General features: G+C 60.9%; 12 protein-coding genes and 3 pseudogenes. 10 read left to right on the top strand and 5 right to left on the bottom strand.

Annotated features, from left to right (window positions below; genetic code table 11):
• The first annotated feature begins 6 nt into the window (after positions 1-6).
• Complete coding sequence (locus Q9R31_RS11000) at positions 7-1,059, top strand: LLM class flavin-dependent oxidoreductase (protein ID WP_311262758.1); 1,053 nt, start codon at positions 7-9, stop codon at positions 1,057-1,059.
• Positions 1,060-2,037, top strand: a pseudogene (locus Q9R31_RS10995) (ABC transporter ATP-binding protein); the annotation flags it as partial.
• Between the two features lie 179 nt (positions 2,038-2,216).
• On the opposite strand, the gene Q9R31_RS10990 reads toward Q9R31_RS10995, so the two are convergent.
• Both Q9R31_RS10990 and Q9R31_RS10985 read right to left on the bottom strand, forming a co-directional pair.
• Positions 2,217-5,081 (bottom strand): hypothetical protein, encoded by a 2,865-nt coding sequence (locus Q9R31_RS10990; protein WP_311262757.1) that lies wholly within the window; start codon positions 5,079-5,081, stop codon positions 2,217-2,219.
• Between the two features lie 191 nt (positions 5,082-5,272).
• Positions 5,273-5,725 carry a hypothetical protein gene (locus Q9R31_RS10985; RefSeq protein WP_311262756.1) on the bottom strand — a complete coding sequence of 151 codons (453 nt, stop codon included), beginning with the start codon at positions 5,723-5,725 and terminating at the stop codon, positions 5,273-5,275.
• Positions 5,726-5,943: 218 nt separating this feature from the next.
• Here Q9R31_RS10985 and Q9R31_RS10980 point away from each other — a divergent pair.
• From Q9R31_RS10980 to metH, 6 genes and pseudogenes are all read left to right on the top strand, one after another.
• Positions 5,944-6,698: pseudogene (locus Q9R31_RS10980) on the top strand (ABC transporter ATP-binding protein); the annotation flags it as partial.
• A gap of 181 nt (positions 6,699-6,879) precedes the next feature.
• On the top strand, positions 6,880-7,335 hold the full coding sequence (locus tag Q9R31_RS10975; RefSeq protein WP_311262755.1) for a hypothetical protein: 456 nt from the start codon (positions 6,880-6,882) through the stop codon (positions 7,333-7,335).
• 573 nt (positions 7,336-7,908) lie between these two features.
• Positions 7,909-8,349 (top strand): hypothetical protein, encoded by a 441-nt coding sequence (locus tag Q9R31_RS10970; protein ID WP_311262754.1) that lies wholly within the window; start codon positions 7,909-7,911, stop codon positions 8,347-8,349.
• A 28-nt stretch (positions 8,350-8,377) separates the two neighbouring features.
• Positions 8,378-8,785, top strand: coding sequence for a hypothetical protein (locus Q9R31_RS10965; protein ID WP_311262753.1), 408 nt, complete (start codon positions 8,378-8,380; stop codon positions 8,783-8,785).
• Positions 8,782-9,246 (top strand): hypothetical protein, encoded by a 465-nt coding sequence (locus Q9R31_RS10960; protein ID WP_311262752.1) that lies wholly within the window; start codon positions 8,782-8,784, stop codon positions 9,244-9,246. The genes Q9R31_RS10965 and Q9R31_RS10960 overlap by 4 nt, the downstream gene beginning before the upstream one ends.
• A 489-nt stretch (positions 9,247-9,735) precedes the next feature.
• Positions 9,736-13,377 (top strand): methionine synthase, encoded by a 3,642-nt coding sequence (gene metH / locus Q9R31_RS10955; RefSeq protein ID WP_311262751.1) that lies wholly within the window; start codon positions 9,736-9,738, stop codon positions 13,375-13,377.
• 195 nt (positions 13,378-13,572) lie between these two features.
• Here metH and Q9R31_RS10950 read toward each other — a convergent pair whose 3' ends face one another.
• Positions 13,573-13,941: a nuclear transport factor 2 family protein gene (locus Q9R31_RS10950; protein ID WP_311262750.1), complete on the bottom strand. Its 369-nt coding sequence runs from the start codon at positions 13,939-13,941 to the stop codon at positions 13,573-13,575.
• A gap of 426 nt (positions 13,942-14,367) precedes the next feature.
• Here Q9R31_RS10950 and Q9R31_RS20165 point away from each other — a divergent pair.
• Positions 14,368-14,579: pseudogene (locus tag Q9R31_RS20165) on the top strand (vitamin B12 dependent-methionine synthase activation domain-containing protein); the annotation flags it as partial.
• Positions 14,580-14,947: 368 nt separating this feature from the next.
• Here Q9R31_RS20165 and fdhA read toward each other — a convergent pair.
• Positions 14,948-16,165 (bottom strand): formaldehyde dehydrogenase, glutathione-independent, encoded by a 1,218-nt coding sequence (gene fdhA, locus Q9R31_RS10940; protein ID WP_311262748.1) that lies wholly within the window; start codon positions 16,163-16,165, stop codon positions 14,948-14,950.
• A 472-nt stretch (positions 16,166-16,637) separates the two neighbouring features.
• Here fdhA and Q9R31_RS10935 point away from each other — a divergent pair, with 472 nt between their 5' ends.
• The gene (locus Q9R31_RS10935; protein WP_311262747.1) at positions 16,638-17,051 is read left to right on the top strand and encodes an ester cyclase; all 414 of its coding nucleotides are present in this window, start codon (positions 16,638-16,640) and stop codon (positions 17,049-17,051) included.
• 123 nt (positions 17,052-17,174) lie between these two features.
• Here the strand turns inward: Q9R31_RS10935 and Q9R31_RS10930 are convergent, their stop codons facing one another.
• Complete coding sequence (locus Q9R31_RS10930; RefSeq protein ID WP_311262746.1) at positions 17,175-19,796, bottom strand: GH32 C-terminal domain-containing protein; 2,622 nt, start codon at positions 19,794-19,796, stop codon at positions 17,175-17,177.
• Positions 19,797-19,856: the final 60 nt, after the last annotated feature.

Raw genomic sequence — 19,856 nt, 5'->3', positions numbered from 1 at the left:
AAGCCGATGCCGCACCCCGAACGTCCCCTGCGCAAGCTGGGGTTCCTCACCATTGGGCTGTTCGATCCTCTTGATCCAGGGGCGGGACATGAATCGACGCTGCAGATCATTGAGCTGGGCGAGCGGCTGGGGTTCGACAGCGCCTGGCTGCGCCACCGGCACCTGCAGTTCGGCATTTCTTCTCCCGTGGCCGTGATGGCTGCGGCAAGCCAGCGGACTTCCCGGATCGAACTTGGAACTGCCGTGACGCCGCTTGGCTGGGAGAATCCGCTGCGCCTGGCCGAGGACCTGGCCACTGTTGATCTGCTGGCCGGCGGGCGCATCAATCCCGGCGTGAGCGTGGGGGAACCGATGCAGTACGACACGGTGAAGCATGAGCTGTACCCGGGCACTGCGGACGTGGAGGACTTCAGTTATGCCCGGGTGGAGCGGTTTGCGCGGCTGGTGGCGGGGGAACCGGTACGGGAGTTCTCCGGCAAGCAGGGCGTAGTCGAGGAGTTCTCCAACCGCGTGGAGCCGCACTCGCCCGGCCTGCGAAGCCGTCTTTGGTACGGGGCCGGCAGTACGAAGTCAGCTGTCTGGGCCGGCTCGAACGGCTTCAACCTGCTGTCCAGCAGCGTGATCTTCCCGGACAAAGACCAGGAACCAGACTTTGCCCTGGTCCAGCAGTCGCAGATCAGGGCTTTCCGGGAGGCAGCAGTTTCGGCCGGACACGCTGCGGCTCGTGTTTCCCAGGGTCTGGTGGTGATTCCGACTGACTCGGCGAGTCCGGCACAACGGGAGAAGTACCAGCGGTACGTCGACGAACGCACTCCCCGCACTGCCGCTCCGCAGGGGCCGAGGGGCATGATGTTCGCTCAGGACCTCATTGGAACCAGCCAGGAAATCGCCGAGCAGCTGTACGCACACGCTGGATTCGAGGAAGTGGACGAGGTGGCGTTCGCACTGCCCTTCAGCTTCGACCACGAGGACTACATCCAGATCCTGACAGACATCGCGGGCAAGCTGGGCCCCGCCCTCGGCTGGGCGCCTGCGGAAGGCGAGAAGTCTTCTTCTTAGTACGTGGGGATCGCCGTGGTGGGCGGGCTGCAGGTGGCGTCCGGGGCGATGCAGCTGGGCGACGTGCAGGCGTTCATCCAGTACTCGCGGCAGTTCACCATGCCGCTGGCGCAGCTGGGGTCCATGGCCAACCTGCTGCAGTCCGGGGTGGCGTCGGCCGAGCGGGTGTTCTCGCTGCTGGATGAGGACGAGGAGTCTGTTGAGCCTGCGCCTTCTGCTGGACCGGTGTTTGGGCGGGGGCGGCTGGTGTTTGAGGAGGTGTCGTTCTCGTATTCGCCGGACAAGCCGCTGATTTCCGGGTTGTCGTTGGTGGCGGAGCCGGGGCAGACGGTGGCGATTGTGGGGCCTACCGGGGCGGGCAAGACCACGCTGGTGAACCTGATGATGCGGTTTTACGAGCTGGATGCCGGGCGGATAACGCTCGACGGCGTGGACGTCACCTCGGTGCCTCGGCGCGAGCTGCGCTCGCGGCTGGGGATGGTGCTGCAGGATACGTGGTTGTTCGGCGGGACCATCCGGGACAACATTGCGTATGGGCGGCCTTCGGCTTCGGAGGCAGAGATTCTGGAGGCGGCGCGGGTGACGTATGTGGACCGGTTCGTGCGGTCACTGCCCGAGGGGTACGACACGGTGCTGGAGGATGAGGGTGGGAACGTGTCCGCGGGGGAGAAGCAGCTGCTGACGATTGCGCGGGCGTTCCTGGCCCGGCCTTCGGTTTTGATTCTGGATGAGGCGACGTCTTCCGTGGATACCCGGACCGAGGTGCTGGTGCAGAAGGCGATGAGTGCGTTGCGGTCCGACCGGACTTCTTTTGTCATTGCACACCGGCTGTCCACGATCCGCGACGCCGACCTCATCCTGGTGATGGAAGCCGGCCAGATTGTGGAACAGGGGACGCACGCTTCGCTGCTGGCTGCCGGCGGGGCTTACGCGCGGCTATACGAGGCGCAGTTCGCGGCGCCGGTGGCGGAGGTTTGACCGTTTGACCAGATCGCGTGCAACTGTAATAAGAGCTCAAGGTTGAGATCCAGGACCTTTCCACAGGGCGTTGGAACCAGTCGTCCAGTTCCAACGCTCGCGACGGAGAAATTCCCAGTCGTCGTTGTTTGCCAGCTCGCGTGGCTCTTTCGGTGTCCATGCGTTCTCGCCGAACACGGCTAATCCAAAGGCTCGAGCACGGTTTCGAGTACGTGATTCACCAGCTCCGAGCACTCGGAATAGGCTTTGATCTTCCAATAGATGGCGGCTTCGCCTTGTGCTTCATCACGGAGACGTTCCACGATGGCATAGTGAAGGCGCTGGTTAGTCTCCAGGGGCATTGATGATAGAAATTCCAGAAGGGAGGCAGCGGCTACAGGCTTGAGGGCACGGTTTAACGTCTCAGCGTCGCGAAGCCAGTGCCACAGCCGATCCTGCACTTCTTCTGAGAGCCGGCTGCGGACTGTCGACGACCTCCAAATTTCAGTCGCGATATACCTTGGTGTCATCAGATCACCGGCAGCATGTGTTGCTTGAGCCAGGGACAGCAGGGCCTCGGCGGTTAGGATCGGACCTAACTTGCCTCTGGAAGCTACTTTGCCCAGCTGGGTCATCGCTTCCTCTCGACAACCCTCTTGTAGTTTGAGGTGGCACCACGACAATCTCGCTTCCGCGTACCGTTCAAGGAAGGGATCCAAACTAGCAAGGGCTTCAGGCAGGCGCTGTAGCTCTCGGAGTATGTCCGCACGTCGGACAGCAGTGTGGTGAAACCGTTGCGCGGGAACTGCCAGCATTTCTATGGCCTGGTCCGCTTCTCCGCGCGAAACATAAATATCGGCCAACAGCAGTGACGCCTCTTGGCTCACGGCGGTGTGACGGGCGAGTGTCCTTATTGCGTTCCCCTCTTGGCCAGCTTTCAAAAGGAGCCGAGCTCGGCGAACAGCACTCTGGGGAAGCGACTGCGCAGGCCCTGCCAGCATTTCTATGGCCTGGTCCGCTTCTCCACGAGAAACATAAATATCGGCTAACAGCAGTGACGCCTCTTGGCTCACAACGGCGTGACGGGCGAGTGTCCTTATTGCCTTCCCCTCTTGGCCAGCTTCCAAAAGGAGCCGAGCTCGGCGGACAGCACTCTGGGGATGCGACTGCGCAGGCCTTGCCAGCATTTCTATGGCCTGGTCCGTTTCTCCGCGAGAAACATAAATATCGGTCAACAGCAATGATGCCTGGGCATATGACACATGGGGTATCAGGACGCTCATTGCTTCTGATGCAGCCGCTTCATCACCGCTCTCGAGGAGCAGCTTTGCCAGAGCAACAGCCACTGGCGCCGAACGATCGGCAGTGGACGCGAGAACTGAGCGGGACGCTTCAAGGTCGCTGGAGGAAAGATGCAGAGAACTCAGCGCCACTGCCGCATCGGGGGATCGCTCGGCCCAGGGAGTCAAGACTTTGAGAGCATCGACAAAGCAGCCCGTCGAAACATAGATTTCCGCAAGTGCTATCGCGCAGTCAGCATTCTCGGAGCATATTGTTGCGAGAATGCTAATGGCCTCACGTCGGCGACCCACCCCGGTCAGAAGCTCTGCGGCTAGCCTTGCAACGTCTTTCATTCCTTCAAAGGGCTTCAGTACTAACAAAGCGTCCGGGATCTTGCCCATCTGTGCTAAGAGCTGAGCCAGCCTCATGGCGGCCTCCGGACTCGATGGGGCAGCCGGACGAAGAACACCGATGGCTGCATCCACGGCACCGGCACGAATTAGGACGTTTGCCGTAAAAATCGGCCTTTCTAATGTTCGGCCTATATCTCTTGCGGCTCGAACCTGTCCCTGTGCAGCAGCTTCCCAAGCTATGGCTTTTCTGACGAAGAAGGGCATTTGCTTGAGGTTTTCTGTATTGCTAAGGGTGCGCCAAAGCGCCGCTTTAATAGGTTTCTGTCCGACTCGCGCGGCATGATCCTGGTAGAGATAATCATGCATTTCGTATGCTTCGCTCGGCTGACGCCCGCTCGTCTTTTCAGACAGCCACTTTGGCCTAAGTGCCGGCACTCCAAGATGATGGATGTCCAGAAGACGAGCGTCGGTGTACGGGTTGTCATCCCGGGCACCTTGGCTAGCTTCAAAGAGCGCTTGCTGAAACCACGTGGCGGGGTCAAGCGATTGTAGAACAGCGGGCTCTAAGTAACTCGATGTGGCATCCTCTAGCGCCCATCGTGGCAGAGGATTGGGGTGGCCCGCTCGACGCAGGTCTCCGGCCGCCTGTAGGACAGCTTTAGCGGTCAGACTGAACCGATAGGGGCTGTTGCCGGTTGGGTCATTCATACGATCAACAAGTTGCGCACCTCCGGACAGCACCTGCGTTATGGATCGAGAACGTCGCCCGTCGAATACGACCTCTGCTGCTGTCATGGCAGCTATACGCAACCGAGGATCGTTGGCATCATCAGCATCCAGTCCATGTATTGCCAGGTCCAGTTCACGTTCAGTGAAGCCTTCGGGGACTCGGAACCGATCCACGCGATCGTCTTTGAGTAGTGCATGGATGATCGATGCCCCGGTCTTCGCCTCCGCGGCAGCCGGCCGTTTTTCAAGTTCGGCTAAATTTGTGGTCCAAACCGTACCAACAAAAACCACAGGACCGGCGCGATCCGTTGTTAGCAGGTCGAAGATTCCCCCTGCTGCTGCAATCCCTTCTTGTGTGGTTGTGAGGTGTCGCTGGAACTCATCAAGCCAAACGACCGTGCCGCCGCGTATTCCCATTGACAGAAGGGCGGCAAGTTCGCCATCCGTTTGTGGCGCCACTACAGCCCAGTCAGGCAACTGTGCTTGGATCGCCTCGTAAAGCGTGCGGCTTTTACCCGAGCAGGACGTCCCGACAATCAGGACCAAGCCAGAGGAAGCACCAGGCTCCCTAAACCGCGCCAAACGGTCCCGCAGCCCCTCATCATGGTTCCGTGGCAGGTAAGGCGTGAGGGAGGTCTCGCCGCTGACAGTTATGGACGGGTGTATTCCAAGTTGTTCAGGTTTCCATTTATCGATCGGCACTCCTAGTGCGCCCTTGCTAGTCGCATCAATGCTCGCTTGCACGACATCTACAACTCGCCTGGCTTCATTAAGAAAGTATGTCCGGGTGCCGCCAAGTTGATTGTGGTCCCCGTGAGTGGTTATTTGCTCGGCGTGAAGATCTCCGCCTTTAGGAGAGCCGGGAACGGACGACCTAAAGTATCCCGCCCCGGCTATAAAGGGTCCGGCGACGCTCCAAAATACTGAACTCCACCGACATGCGAGCTTCCCGATCCACTGTTAGTAGTGGAAATGATTTGTGATGCAACGGCTCCCGGTCCAATCGCGGCCGAGGTGGAATGGTGTAGGACTTCGCGGGCCGCCGCCTGTATATCTTCGCTGCGGTCCAGGCCAGCGGCAAGAATATGTCCGGAGAGCGCCTGGGCATTCTCTACACTGGGTCGGCGCACGTAAACGTTGAGATCCGCGGTAGCCTCCTCGTTATCAACAAACTCCTTCTTAATAAGCATTAGGAGCTTGTCTCGCGCAGATTGAAGGCCTTGCCTTAGTGCTTGTGCTGCACCCGTTGCGGTCTCCTTGGCGGCTTCATGAAGGCCCTCTCCAGCCCCCGCAGCTAAAGCCCCGAGGATTAAAGAGAGGCCGTCGAGCTGACTAACATCCATCATTTGCTCCATTCCTTGACAGACAAGTGGTAATCCAAGTCTCACACGTCCAATGGAGGAACGGGGCTCGTACTCGTTCAGGACATTCGAAATGCCTTTGAAGTCACCCGGGGGAGGGCGGAACGATTCATCTGGTGGAGATACGTAAACTAAAGCCTTACATAACGCGGGGTTCAGTCCGCGCGGAGCTGCCCGATCCTTTGCCTGGGGTTTCTCAGTCCGACGGTTTTGGGCGGGGGCGGCTGGTGTTCGAGGACGTGTCCTTCTCGTATTCGCCGGACAAGCCGCTGATTTCGGGGCTGTCGTTGGTGGCGGAACCGGGGCAGACGGTGGCGATTGTGGGGCCGACGGGCGCTGGCAAGACGACCCTGGTGAACCTGATGATGCGGTTCTACGAGCTGGATGCCGGGCGGATAACGCTCGACGGCGTGGACGTCACCTCGGTGCCTCGGCGCGAGCTGCGCTCGCGGCTGGGGATGGTGCTGCAGGACACGTGGCTGTTTGGTGGGACCATCCGGGACAACATTGCCTACGGGCGGCCTTCGGCTTCGGAGGCAGAGATTCTGGAGGCGGCGCGGGTGACGTATGTGGACCGGTTCGTGCGGTCACTGCCCGAGGGGTACGACACGGTTCTTGAAGACGAGGGTGGGAACGTGTCCGCGCGGGAGAAGCAGCTGCTGACGATTGCGCGGGCGTTCCTGGCCCGGCCTTCGGTTTTGATTCTGGATGAGGCGACGTCTTCCGTGGATACCCGGACCAGGTGCTGGTGCAGAAGGCGATGAGCGCCTTGCGGTCTGACCGGACATCGTTCGTGATCGCGCACCGCCTGTCCACCATCCGCGACGCCGACCTCATTTTGGTGATGGAGGCCGGGCAGATCGTGGAGCAGGGGACGCACGCTTCACTTTTGGCTGCGGGCGGGGCTTACGGGCGGCTGTATGAGGCGCAGTTCGCGGCTCCGGCGGCGGAGGTTTAGATTCAGCTGTGCCCATTTAGGGGGAGACCATGCGCAGTCGCCTCTCCCAGAGACTCAAACACTTGTTTCGCAGTGATGCCCCCATTCGAATCATTGCTTGCGCGTGCTTAGGGGCTGGGCCCTGGGGTGATTCACCTGGTCGAGGCTTTTTCACCTGAGATTCTGTTGCTAGTTTGACTGAATGGATGCTGCCACTATCGGCATCGCCGGGGGCCTTGCCGGCGTGCTTCTCGGTGCCTTCCTAACCTATGTTCTTGATCGCAGGAAGGCCGTTTCCGTTCGCCTTCATGAGTCGCGAATAGAGGCCTACAAGCTCTTTGCCATTACTGCCATGGAGTACCGGCGGGCGGTCATGGATCAATGGTTTGAAGACCATAAACTGCAGAAGCGGACGGAGGACGATGAAGTTCACCGAGCGCGCAGTTCCGCATGGTCCGCCTATTATGGGGTGCACCTTTTGACCGCAGATAAGCGCCTGGGGGAGTCGGGGCGGCAAATTCTGGACAGAATCACGGCGTTGAAGGACGTAGCAAACCGGGAGGAACTGAACCGTCTGGGCGAGGACTGCCGTGAGGAAGTCGACGGATTCGTTGAATTGGCTCGCGCAGATGTTGAAGTTGCGTCGAAAACTATATGACAGAAATTGTGCCCTGTCCCTTTTTGAAACCGAAGGTTGGTCGGTCAGAGCGTTTCCTCTTCTGAACGGGGTTGCTTGCTAAGCAGTTGCTCTGACAGGTTCCCTATTCATGGAAGACGCCGTTCTTCTCCGCGCTGTCGTGTGGAACAGGGCAGCAGGGCCATTTTGGGGATCTCTGGGCGGGCAAGACCACACTGCTGATCCTGATGATGCGAGTTCTACGAATTTGATGCGGGGCGGATAACGCTCGACGGCGTGGAGTCACCGCGGTGCCCAGCCGTGAGCTGCGCTCGAGGCTGGGAATGGTGCAATTTCGCGTACGGGCGGCCCGGGGCTGCTGAGTCCGTAATTCTGGACGCGGCGCGGGCGATTCCGCGGCGACACGGTTGCACAGATGAGTTGAGGACCTTGCAGCGGGCAGTTCGATTTGTGAGGATAAGGCTTACCTCACGGAGTGGATGCGGACTCTTAGAGAGGCGATCATGGATACGGGGGAAAGTATTGTTCGTAGCAGCCACGCCGATTGGGTGCCGCTGCACCTGTAAGATTGGGGAGGAAACGCCCCATGAAGACGTGAACTCCTTTGATCTCAGCTGCACTGAACTGCGAGCCGAGATGGAGAGATTTCACGCCAACGTCCTCGATCCCCAGCTTTCAGAGACCGAGCATCGAGATGCGTTTGCAAGGCTCAAAGCTTTGATGCGCAAGGCGAGAAAAGGTCAGTTGGAGTTTTCGGAGCCGTTTCCTGATGCCAAGGTGATGGAGCGAGCTGAGTTTGTGATAGAGCTTCGGCCCCAACCTGAACGGCTTGTGCGGTTCGGGCAGCCGCAGCTTCCGGCCCGACTGGTCCGGTTGTACTGTGCGGAACCAAGCGCGCTTGAGGCCACGATCCTGGGCTTACACTTGGGAACAAAGCCCAACGGAGAAGACGTTGATCAAGAGCAAAACGACTCTATTGATACGGCTGCTACCAGGGCGCACAATTGGGAAATGTCGCAACACACAAGTAACTGATCGACAGAGGAATTGGAGGAGGAACCTGATGGCTGAAAACAACACAACGGTCGACGCTGCAAGTGTGTGGGACACGGACTCAGGGGACGTTGCCCAATCTCTGGCTGACGATAATCTCCAAGCGCAAGGTCACCTGTGGGAAGCCCTTCGAGGCGCGCTTGTGGCTTCTGGTTTGTCTTACGAAGACGTTGCTTCGCGTCTCGGGATCGACGTTGATCTCGTCCGGGCCATCAGCGGTGGCCGTGTTGACATCTCACTCAGTGATCTTCGAGAGTATGCGTACGCTGTAGACGCTTCCATAACGTACCGGGTAATTCCTCGCTACTCCCACTATCTTGAGACGTTTCGCCAATTACTGAGTGAAAAGCACTGGCATGACTCCCATAGCGACAACGTGCAGTTCGACCGGCGTACTCTAGAAGCGCTTGTTCCTTGAGCGGATCCAAAAAGGCTCCTATCAAGCCAAGCAGAAAAACCTCGCCCATCTCTTTTGATGTCATAGTCGATCGAATGGAGCTGGTTCGACATTCTGGCGACGGCGAAGGTGATTCCCTAAAGTGGAATGTCTACCTCTACGATCTTGGGGCTGGCCATCAAGCAAGCGGCCCTAACTTCGTCATGGTTGGCCACCTTTTTAGGTCATCAGATAAGGGTCATGGGCAAGTTCGGGCGACCGCCTTCCTGCGGGCCTATGAACGCGACCAGGAGCCTATGTCGACCGCTTACGTTACTGAGGAACTCGCTTATGGCTTCGTTGAGCCGATATATGACGCTTGCCGGCGTGCCCTGCAATCGCAGTCGGCCATTATGGACGTCGATCTTGATTTGCCATTCACCTCGCCCATAACAGAAGTCAGGTACGAGGAGCTGCCGGAATTGTCGACAGTCAAGAAATAGGACGCTGCTGCCAGCTGATACGGCAACTTGACTTGTTTCGGTCTAGCCGGTGTAACTCCATATGGCGTATCGAGCGTCTTTTGCGGCAGCCAATTTTGAGAGGATTCCTTGCCAATCCATCCTATTTCGGGGCCGAGAACGTAGCGATGAAACTTAGACAGGAGCTTGCGGCGCGGTCCTTCATCAAACCGGGGTCGACCAAGGCCAGGTCTAAGCGATGAGCGTGTGGGGCCACTTTTCCGGGTAGTCGGCATTGCTTCGATTGCCGGAATAGCACTCATCTGCTTGCAGGTATCACTCCATGTCGAACTGAGGGCATAACAACGGCCCTAGCGTGTGCAAACGCTACAACCGCCAAGCCGAAGCGCCCGTCGTCGGCCAGCCGCTAACCCAAGCGCCGGCGGAGACTACAGCAGAACCGTCCACCCCCCGTCGTAGCACACTGACATACGAAGCAATGTTTCGGCGTGTCGCCCGTAACCTGTTTAGATGCCTCGTTTTGCGCTTGATATTGAGTCCGTGCCCCGCCCTGTCCGTGCGCAGGAGCTCCTGGACGCAGTGAACCACCGCGTCGTCATCGCCGATGGCGCCATGGGCACCATGCTGCAGGGCCGGGAGCTGTCGCTTGACGTCGACTTCCAGAACCTCGAGGGCTGCAACGAGATCCTCAACGACACCCGCCCGGACGTGATCGCGGACATCCACGACGCCTACTTCGCCACGGGCATCGACGCCGTCGAAACCAACACCTTCGGCGCCAACTGGTCCAACCTGTCCGACTACGGCATCGACGACCGCATCGCCGAGCTCGCCCTCAAGGGCGCCAAGATCGCCCGCGAACGCGCCGAAGCCGCCGAAGAAACAGACGGCCGCATGCGCTGGGTCCTGGGCTCAATGGGCCCCGGCACCAAGCTCCCCAGCCTCGGCCATACCAGCTACGATTACCTCAAGCAGACCTTCGCACTGCAGGCCGAGGGCCTCATCGACGGCGGCGCGGACGCCTTCCTCATCGAAACCAGCCAGGACCTCCTTCAGACCAAAGCCGCCGTCAACGGCTGCAAGCAGGCCATCGTTTCCCGCGGCATCCGGCTCCCCATCTTCGTCGAGGTGACGGTCGAAACCACCGGAACCATGCTCATGGGCTCCGAAATCGGCGCCGCCCTCACCGCGCTCGAGCCGCTCGGCGTCGACGCCATCGGCCTGAACTGCGCCACCGGCCCGGACGAGATGAGCGAGCACCTCCGCCACCTCTCCAAGCAGTCCTCCGTGGCCATCGCCTGCATGCCCAACGCCGGCCTGCCCGTGCTCGGCGCCAACGGCGCGCACTACCCGCTCTCACCCGCCGAACTCGCCACCGCGCACGAGCAGTTCGTGCGCGAATTCGGCCTGGGCCTGGTAGGCGGCTGCTGCGGTACGACGCCGGAGCACATGGCCGCCGTCGTCGAACGTCTTGCCCCCTTCCGAACCCGCAAGACGGACGCCGACAGCAACACTCCGGCCCGCGTCCCCACCGAGCGCGAAGCCGGCGTCGCTTCCCTTTACCAGCATGTGAACTTCGACCAGGACGCCTCCTACCTCGCCATCGGGGAGCGCACCAACGCCAACGGCTCCAAGGCCTTCCGCCAGGCGATGCTCGAAGAACGCTGGGACGACTGCGTGGACATCGCCCGCGAACAGATCCGCGTCGGCGCCCACCTCCTGGACGTCTGCATCGACTACGTGGGCCGCGACGGGGTCGCGGACATCAAGGAAGTCGTGAGCCGGTTCGCTTCCGCCTCAACCCTCCCGCTCGTCATCGACTCCACCGAACCGCCGGTCCTGCAGGCCGGCCTGGAACTCATCGGCGGCCGCCCGGTGGTCAACTCCGTCAACTACGAGGACGGCGACGGGCCCAACAGCCGCTTCGCGCGCATCATGCCGCTGGTGAAGGAACACGGCACCGCCGTGATCGCCCTGACCATCGACGAACAGGGCCAGGCCCGCACCACCGAGGGCAAGGTGGCCATCGCCTCCCGACTCGTCGACGCCCTCGTGGGCGAATGGGGCATGCGCGTCGAGGACATCATCGTCGACTGCCTGACCTTCCCCGTCGCCACCGGCCAGGAGGAAACCCGCCGGGACGGCATCGAAACCATCGAGGCCATTCGCCAGATCACCACCAAGTACCCCGGCATCAACACTACGCTCGGCGTCTCCAATGTGTCCTTCGGCCTCAACCCGGCGGCGCGCATCGTCCTGAATTCGGTGTTCCTGCACGAGGCCGTGCAGGCCGGCCTGACCAGCGGCATCATCGACGCCGCCAAGATCGTCCCGCTCGCCTCCCTCCCGGAAGAGCAGCGCAAGGTGGCACTGGACCTCGTCTGGGACCGCCGCGAATACGACGCCGATGGCAACACCACCTACGACCCCCTGGCCAGCATGCTCGACATGTTCGCCGGCGTCGACACCGCAGCCCTGAAGGACCAGCGCGCCGCCGAACTCGCGGCACTGCCCACCGGCGCCCGGCTGGAACGGCGCATCATCGACGGCGAAGGCAAGGGCCTCGAAGCGGACCTGGACCTGGCCCGCAGCGAGGGCATGACCCCGCTCGGCATCATCAACGACCACCTGCTCGAGGGCATGAAGGTGGTGGGTGAGCGCTTCGGCGCCGGCGAGATGCAGCTGCCGTTCGTGCTCCAGTCCGCCGAGGTGATGAAGAACGCGGTCGCCCTGCTCGAGCCGCACATGGAGAAGTCCGATTCCTCGGGCAAGGGCACCATGGTGATCGCCACCGTGCGCGGCGACGTGCACGACATCGGCAAGAACCTGGTGGACATCATCCTCACCAACAACGGCTACAAGGTCATCAACATCGGCATCAAGCAGGGCATCGCCGAGATCATCGCCGCAGCCGAGCAGCACAACGCCGACGTGATCGGCATGTCCGGCCTGCTCGTGAAGTCCACCGTGGTGATGAAGGAAAACCTCGCCGAGCTGCAGTCCCGCGGCCTGGCCAAGAAGTGGCCCGTGATCCTGGGCGGCGCAGCCCTGACCCGCGCCTACGTGGAGCAGGACCTGGCGGAGCAGTTCGACGGCGTAGTCAGGTACGCCAAGGACGCCTTCGAAGGCCTTTCCCTCATGGAACCGCTGGTCCGCGTGGCCCGCGGCGAATCACCTGACGACGTCGGACTGCCGCCTTTGAAGAAGCGGATCCACAAGGGCGGTGCGAAGTTCACGGTTACCGAGCCTGAGGCCATGCCCGGACGGTCCGATGTCGTCTCCGACAACCCCGTGCCCGTGCCGCCGTTCTGGGGCACCCGCATTGTCCGCGGCGTCTCGCTCCACGACTACGCCGCGTTCCTCGACGAGCGCGCCACCTTCATGGGGCAGTGGGGGCTGAAGCCCGGCCGCGGCGAGGACGGCGCCTCCTACGAGGAACTGGTGGAACGCGAGGGCCGGCCGCGCCTGCGCTACTGGCTGGACCGCATCCTCGGCGAGGGCATGCTCGACGCCTCCGTCGCCTACGGCTACTTCCCCGTGGTTTCCGAGGGGGAGCAGGTGGTGGTGCTGCACCATGGGGAGGACCACGACGGCGTCCTGGGCCAGGCGGGCCTGCTCGCCCCCGACGGTGGTTCAGGTGGCCCGATCGGCACCGACCGGTTGCGCTTCGATTTCCCGCGGCAGCGCCGCGACCGGCACCTGTGCCTGGCGGACTTCGTGAAGTCGCGCGAGTCCGGGCAGATCGACGTGCTGCCGGTCCAGCTGGTCACCGCCGGCTCGAAGATTGAAGAGTTCACGTCCAAGATGTTCGCCGCCAACCAGTACCGCGACTACTACGAACTCAACGGCCTGGTCATGCAGCTCACCGAGGCGCTGGCGGAGTTCTGGCACGCGCGCATCCGCAAGGAGCTGGGCTTCGCGGCCGAGGAACCGAAGGACACGGCAGGGTACTTCAAGCTCGACTACCGCGGTGCCCGGTTCTCGCTCGGCTACCCCGCCTGCCCGGACATGGAGGACCGCCGCAAGGTGACGGAACTGCTGAAGCCCGAGCGGATGGGTGTGGTCCTCAGCGACGAGCTGATGCTGCACCCCGAACAGTCCACCGACGCGTTCGTGTTCCACCACCCGGAGGCGAAGTACTTCAAGGTGTGACTTGAAGCGGGTCTCCGCTTTGGGCGGAGCGCCTCCCAAGGCGCGGAAGAGAAGCATGGGCGCCGCGCTAGGCAGCCAAAACAGGAGCTGAACTAATCGCTAAGGCTTCTGCCTGGCGGAACGGGCACTGTCGGGGGAGTCTGTTACACCTGGGGTGTGCCGGAAGCGGAGCAGCTGGCTCTTCCTACGTACCGTTCAGGCGGTGCCGAAGGGGTTGTCTATGATGAGCTTCCATCCTTGGTCGCTCAGACGAAGAACATCAGCAGCAGTGCCTTTCAGGTCCACTTCATTGCCATCGGCGGCTGTGCCCTTGATTGTCCAGTCAACGATCGCTAGTGCTATATCTCCTTCCTGTAGTACGTGTCGGACATTCAAGTCGATCGGCAGTCCCATAGCGAGGAACTGCCGCTGGGCTACAAGGTTGTCTTCACCGGTGAGGGCCAACCCTGGCTGAGGGGCGAATACGGCATTTGTGTCCATGAAGCCAGCCATCCCGTCAAAGTCCTGGCGGTTGAAGCATTCTGCCCATGCAGGGTGCAGAGCACCCGGATCTGTAATTTTCATTCTGTCCTCCACACGGCCTATGTGCGCCATTTCAGCAGTATTGGGCGGGGACCATACGTGCCTTCCAATGGCAAACCGAATCCCGTTGCACGTCCATACCTCGGGTGAAGCATGACGTTCGTGGGTCTTGCTGTCAAGGGACTTCAGTTACGCTTCAGTTCCAGTACATCGTCTTGACCACTACTGCCGCGTTACCGGAACTCCGGTGACGTCAAAGCGGCGAATGCAGACCCATGAATAATTTCGGTTAGGGCTGCCCACTGGTTTGTTAGGAGGCACTGCGCGACCTGTCCCGGCTGCGCTTCGGCGCTGCGAATGATCTTGCGCATTGCCCGTTAGCATGGGAGCGTTCCGCTCCGCCACTGTCCGGCACTAGGGCGACGCGCCCGCCGTCGACCGCTTCCGCACTCTGTTCCCTCACCCAAGGTGAGCGCCTATTTCAAGCTCGATGACCGCGGTGCGCAGTTCTCCCTCGGCTGCCCCGCGTGCCCGGACATGGAGGACCGCCGCAAGGTGACGGACCTGCTGAAGCCAGAGCGGATGGGCTGGTGCTGAGCGATGAGCTGATGCTGCACCCCGAACAGTCCACCGACGCGTTCGTGTTCCACCACCCGGAGGCGAAGTACTTCAAGGTGTGAGGTGAAGCCGGTCGGTGGGCGGAGCGGCCGGCTCAAACGCCAATGCGGCCGAACTGCAGGGCTGATGCCGGGTGGCCGGTGCAGCGGCTGTCAGCGGACGCCGAGGTCGCTGTCAACGTATGAACCCGGGCGGTTTTCAGCGCCATGCTGGCAATTGCAGCCACCATCCAGCTGCAGCCGTACGGTCACCGGACTCGATGATTCGAGTCGGATGTCAACATGCTCTTTCCCGGTGCTGCTGAGGCGGAGAATTGATTCTTGGTCGGTGCTGTAGGTCATGTGATTACCTTTGCTGATCATGAAGAGTGGATGCACACCGGTGGCACGGTCCAGGAAGGCCCGTGCCACCGGGGCGGGTTGCTGCGGTTCTAATTCTTGACGTATCCGTTTGGATTCAGCACGAATTTCGTTGCCGAACCGGCGTCAAATTCGGCGTAACCACGCGGTGCATCCTCAAGTGGGATGGCTGTGGCGTTTACTGCCTTCGCGATCTGGACCTTGTCGTGCAGGATAGCCATCATCAGCTGGCGGTTGTACGACATGACGGGGCACTGTCCAGTGGTAAACGACAGGGACTTTGCCCATCCGGTGCCCAAGGACAGCGACAGGGAGCCGTGCTTCGCTGCCTCGTCAATTCCACCAGGGTCGCCGGTGACATACAGGCCGGGAATGCCAAGAGCCCCGCCTGCAGCGGTGATGTCCATGAGCGAGTTCAGCACGGTGGCGGGGGCCTCGTGCGAGGCGTCCTTGCCGTGACCGCGGGCTTCGAACCCTACGGCGTCGACGCCGCAATCCACTTCGGGGACACCAAGGATTTGCTCGATCTGGTCCTTCGGATCCCCGTTGGTGACGTTCACCGTTTCGCAGCCGAAAGAGCGGGCCTGGGCCAGGCGGTCCTCGTTCATGTCACCGACAATCACCACGGCTGCACCGAGCAGCTGCGCACCGACGGCGGCCGCGAGACCCACCGGGCCGGCACCGGCAATGTAGACGGTGGATCCGACTCCCACTCCGGCGGTGACGGCGCCGTGAAAGCCTGTGGGGAAGATATCGGAAAGCATGGTCAGGTCCATGATCTTTTCCAGGGCCTGGTCGCGATCCGGGAACCTGAGCAGGTTCCAGTCAGCATAGGGGACCAGCACGTATTCGGCTTGGCCGCCCACCCAGCCGCCCATATCCACATAACCATAGGCGCTGCCCGGGCGGTCCGGGTTGACGTTCAGGCAGATGCCCGTCTTGCGCTCCTTGCAGTTCCGGCACCGGCCGCAGGAGATGTTGAAAGGCACGGAGACAATGTCTCCCACCTTAATGAACTCCACGTCCGAACCGACCTCCACCACTTCGCCGGTGATTTCATGGCCAAGGACGAGGTCCTTGGGGGCCGTGGTCCGGCCCCTAACCATGTGCTGGTCCGAGCCGCAGATATTGGTGGTCACCGTGCGCAGGATCGCGCCGTGGGGTACTTTTCGGCCCACATTGGCGGGATTGACGCCAGGCCCATCTTTGAGTTCGAACGTCGGGTAGTCGGTGTTGATGATTTCGACGACACCGGGTTCCTTGTAGGCGACCGCTCTGTTTCCTGACATGGACACTCCTTTTGGTAGGGGTACTTGGTGCCAGGCCTTCCATTCGGATGGCCTTGCACTGGTCCGGCTAAGTTGCAGGCGCTGCCCCATGTCCCGTGAAGAATGCTTCGATGAGGATACCTCCCCAGGTTTCAGGCCACCGAAGCACCCTTCACGGGCACGGGACAGCTCTTCCTTCGTGAGCACGCAGCCTGCCCGGCGCTGAATCGGACAGGAATGACTCTGCTGGCCGAAGAGCTAATGATGAGATTAGGGTCACAACAGTTGCAATAAAAGCGCAAGATTTTGAAGATAACCATGCAGAATGGATGGATGATCACTCCGCGGGCCATAGCATCGGCATGCAGTTCCGCTGCTGTTTGGGCGCGATGGTCGAATGCTGCTGAAACGAGCCAGGAAGCGAGGGTCATCGTCTACCCGCCGCTGGCCAGCGGTGTACCGACAGGCACTAAGACGTGAAGGAAGCAAGCAAATGACTGAAGAACTGCGTGAACGCATGGATCGTTTCGTCGAATTCATCAATTCAGCCGACGAAAAGATTGGTGATGAGATCATCTCACCGTTGGCGACGTTCCATGTGCCCTTCCTGCCGGAGCCGGTGCAGGGTCCAAACGGCTACCTCAAAATCATCGGGATCATGCGACAAGCGTTTCCCGACGTCCAGTGGTCACTGGAAGAAACCATTATTGAAGGAAACACAGTAGCCGCACGATTCATCCTTCGTGGCACACACCAAGGGGACTTCCTGGGCGTACCTGCAACAGGCAAACCGATCCAAACGCAGGCGATGAACATCTATCGATTCACAAATGGTCAAATCAGTGAAGAGCACGGTCTCCCGGACCTCTTCGGGCTGATGATGCAAATCCGGCCGATCGACGCCTAAATGCAGTGAATTAAGACATTGGTTGCATCGTGAATAAAAGCCGAAGGGACTGGGCCCGGTGTATCACCGAACCCAGTCCCTTCAGCTCCAACCCGCAGGTGAGCTGGTCATATCGTGGCTGCGTTACTTCTTTTCGGGGAGGAACATTGCCTTTTCCAGCGGTGTCACGGTGAGTGATTTGAGCTGGGCGGTACCGCCTTCCGCGAAGAGGGCCATCTTGTCGGCTCCCTGGTTGGGGAATACCTGATCGGTAATGGTCTTCAGGCCGTTCTGGGCGAACACCTCCACGGAGGAGTGATCGAGGTAGATCCGCATGGTGACGTTGCCGTTCTTGTCCAGCGTGACGGCGGCGTCCTCGACGGATGCAAAGGCCGGGTGGAATGCGGTGTTGCCGGATTTCGTGCGGTCCACGAACATCTTGCCGGTGGTGGCGTCGTAGCCGATGACGGTGGCCGACTGTCCGTCGCCGAGCACGGTGATGCCGGATTTTGTCGCGGTACCGGGGGCGAAGGTGATGTCCACCTGCTGCACCTGGCCCGATGACTGTGCAGGCAGCGGGTGAGTGCCTGGTGAAACCGGGCCGCCCTTCTTGTCGTTGTAGCTGGCTTTCCCTGCCAGTTTTTCCACTTGCTTCACTGCGCTTTGGGTGAGGCGGGGGCCGTCAGGGGTTTGGGTGAGTTTCACTTCGCGGGGAAGGGCCATGGCGCTGCGCCAGGGGCTGGTTGGGATGTTGTTGGCGTAGTCCCAGTTGTTCATCCAGCCCAGCATGATCCGCTTGTCCTCGGGCATGTTGCCGAAGGATACGGCGGCGTAGTAGTCCCGTCCGTAATCAAGCCAGTCGTAGGACTCCAGCCGGGACGTCGCTGGGGCCGGGCTTGCCGTGAATTCATCCGCGAGTATGTGCCCCCAGCCGAACCGGTTGTTGTCGACAACCTTGATTTGTGCCTGCTGGCCAACGAATTCCTTCACATTCCAGGATGCCCAGTCCAGGGTTTCGCTGTCGTTGCCGGTGGCCGTACGGACCACCTTGCCGTTGACTACCAGGTTCACCGTTTCTTCATCGGACCTGGGAACAGCTGCGGTGTCGGTGAGCATGACGTGGTCAAGGGTCAGGTGTCCCCACCCGCCGGTAGCTTGGTCAACGATACGCAGCTGGGCGTTTTGGCCGGCGAATTCGGAGACGTCCCAGCCTTTCCAGTTCAGCAACCCGCCGTTGTCGCCCGCCAGGGAGCGGACCACGTTGCCATTGATGAGCAGCTGGACGGCGAGGGTCTGTCCGGAATCGGCGGAGCGATTGCCGCCTCCGACCAACATGCTCATGAAATTTTTCGTGATGGGGAACTCGGGTGATGTCAGGGTGCCTTGACGGTCATCACCGGGTACGGTGCCGGTTTCGAACGTGTTGATCCGTTTGGCGCCAATGTAATAGTCCCCACCGCTCGTGGCCGGCTGGAAATTGGGGGTCAGGTCTCCGGTGCCGGTCCAGCCGGCATCGGCCAGCGTCGTCCCCTCGGGAACCTCGAAGCCGTCAAACTTGAGCTCGCCCTCGGGCGGATTATTGTCCAGCTTGTCGGAGACATGGGGGTGCTTGCCTCCGCCCACGAGGAAGTTCAAGTAGTCGTCCGTCACGGTGAATGTGGGTGACTGCATGGATCCGAGGGGCCAGTCCCCATCATTGAAGGAGTTGATCAATCCGCTGCCGCCGAATCCGGTCACGGGGCTCTGCCCGGGCAGGGAACCGGCCGCCGGGGCGCCACCGAAGGGACCGTTCTTCCAGTTGCCCGGTTCGTTGTTCACCGTCCAGCCGTTGTAGGTTCCGTCGTTGAATCCGGCCAGGACGGTGCCTGCCGGCATGGTCGCGGCGGGTTTAGTGGTTTCAGAGGTAAAGGTAGTTCCATCGAAGTTGCCTACGAAATACTGGCCGCCTGACCCTCCGGCGACGCCGCCCGGGTTGATGTTGACGACCATCACCCACTTGATGTTGTTGGTGTCACCGTCCACGGCCAGCGGGAAGAGGTCGGGGCATTCCCACTGTCCGCCGGTGGCGTTGGCGGGACCAAATTCGCTCAGCGCGGTCCAGTCCTTGAGGTTGGCGGACTTGTAGAGGACAACCTTGTGCTCCTGCGATTCCACCGCGGTCATGACCCAGTAGCCTCCGCCGGCCGGGTTGTCGTACCAGAAGACCTTCGGGTCGCGGAAATTGGCTGAGTTCCGGTTCAGGACAGGATTGCCGTCGTACTTGGTCCAGGTCTGGCCGTCGTCCAGGCTGTAGGCCAGGGACTGGGCCTGCAGGCCGCGATGCGGGGACGCTTCCTTGTAGGCGCTGGTGTAGATCGCGATCAGGGGCGGGTTTTCCGCGGTGCCCAGTCCGGACGTATTGTTTTTGTCCACGACGACGCTGCCGGAGAAGACATCTTCCTGGGCGTCGGTGGAGATGGCCAGCGGCTGCTCTTCCCAGTGGACGAGGTCCTTGGACGTGGCGTGGCCCCAGGACATGTTCCCCCAGGTGTTCCCGGAGGGGTTGTGCTGGTAGTACATGTGGTAGACGCCCTTGTGGAATACGAGCCCGTTGGGGTCGTTCATCCAGTTCTTTTCCGGCGTGTAATGGATAGCCGGCCGGTGCAGCTCATCCCCGGTTTCGGCGGCGGAGGCGGGCATGGCACCAGCCAATGCAGCGGCGAGCGAGAGGCTGGCCAGTGTCAGTGCAGAGACGCTGCGCGTGCTCCGCATTGTGGATTGTTTCATGTTGCTTGTGTCGCCCTTCATCGCGCGTGTCTAGCCAGTAGACAACGTTGTCAATCAGTG

It is taken from the genome of Pseudarthrobacter sp. BRE9 (assembly GCF_031844305.1).
Lineage (GTDB): Bacteria > Actinomycetota > Actinomycetes > Actinomycetales > Micrococcaceae > Arthrobacter.
The sequence above is the reverse complement of the archived record's forward strand: the minus strand, read 5'-3'. Positions and strand labels throughout refer to the sequence as shown.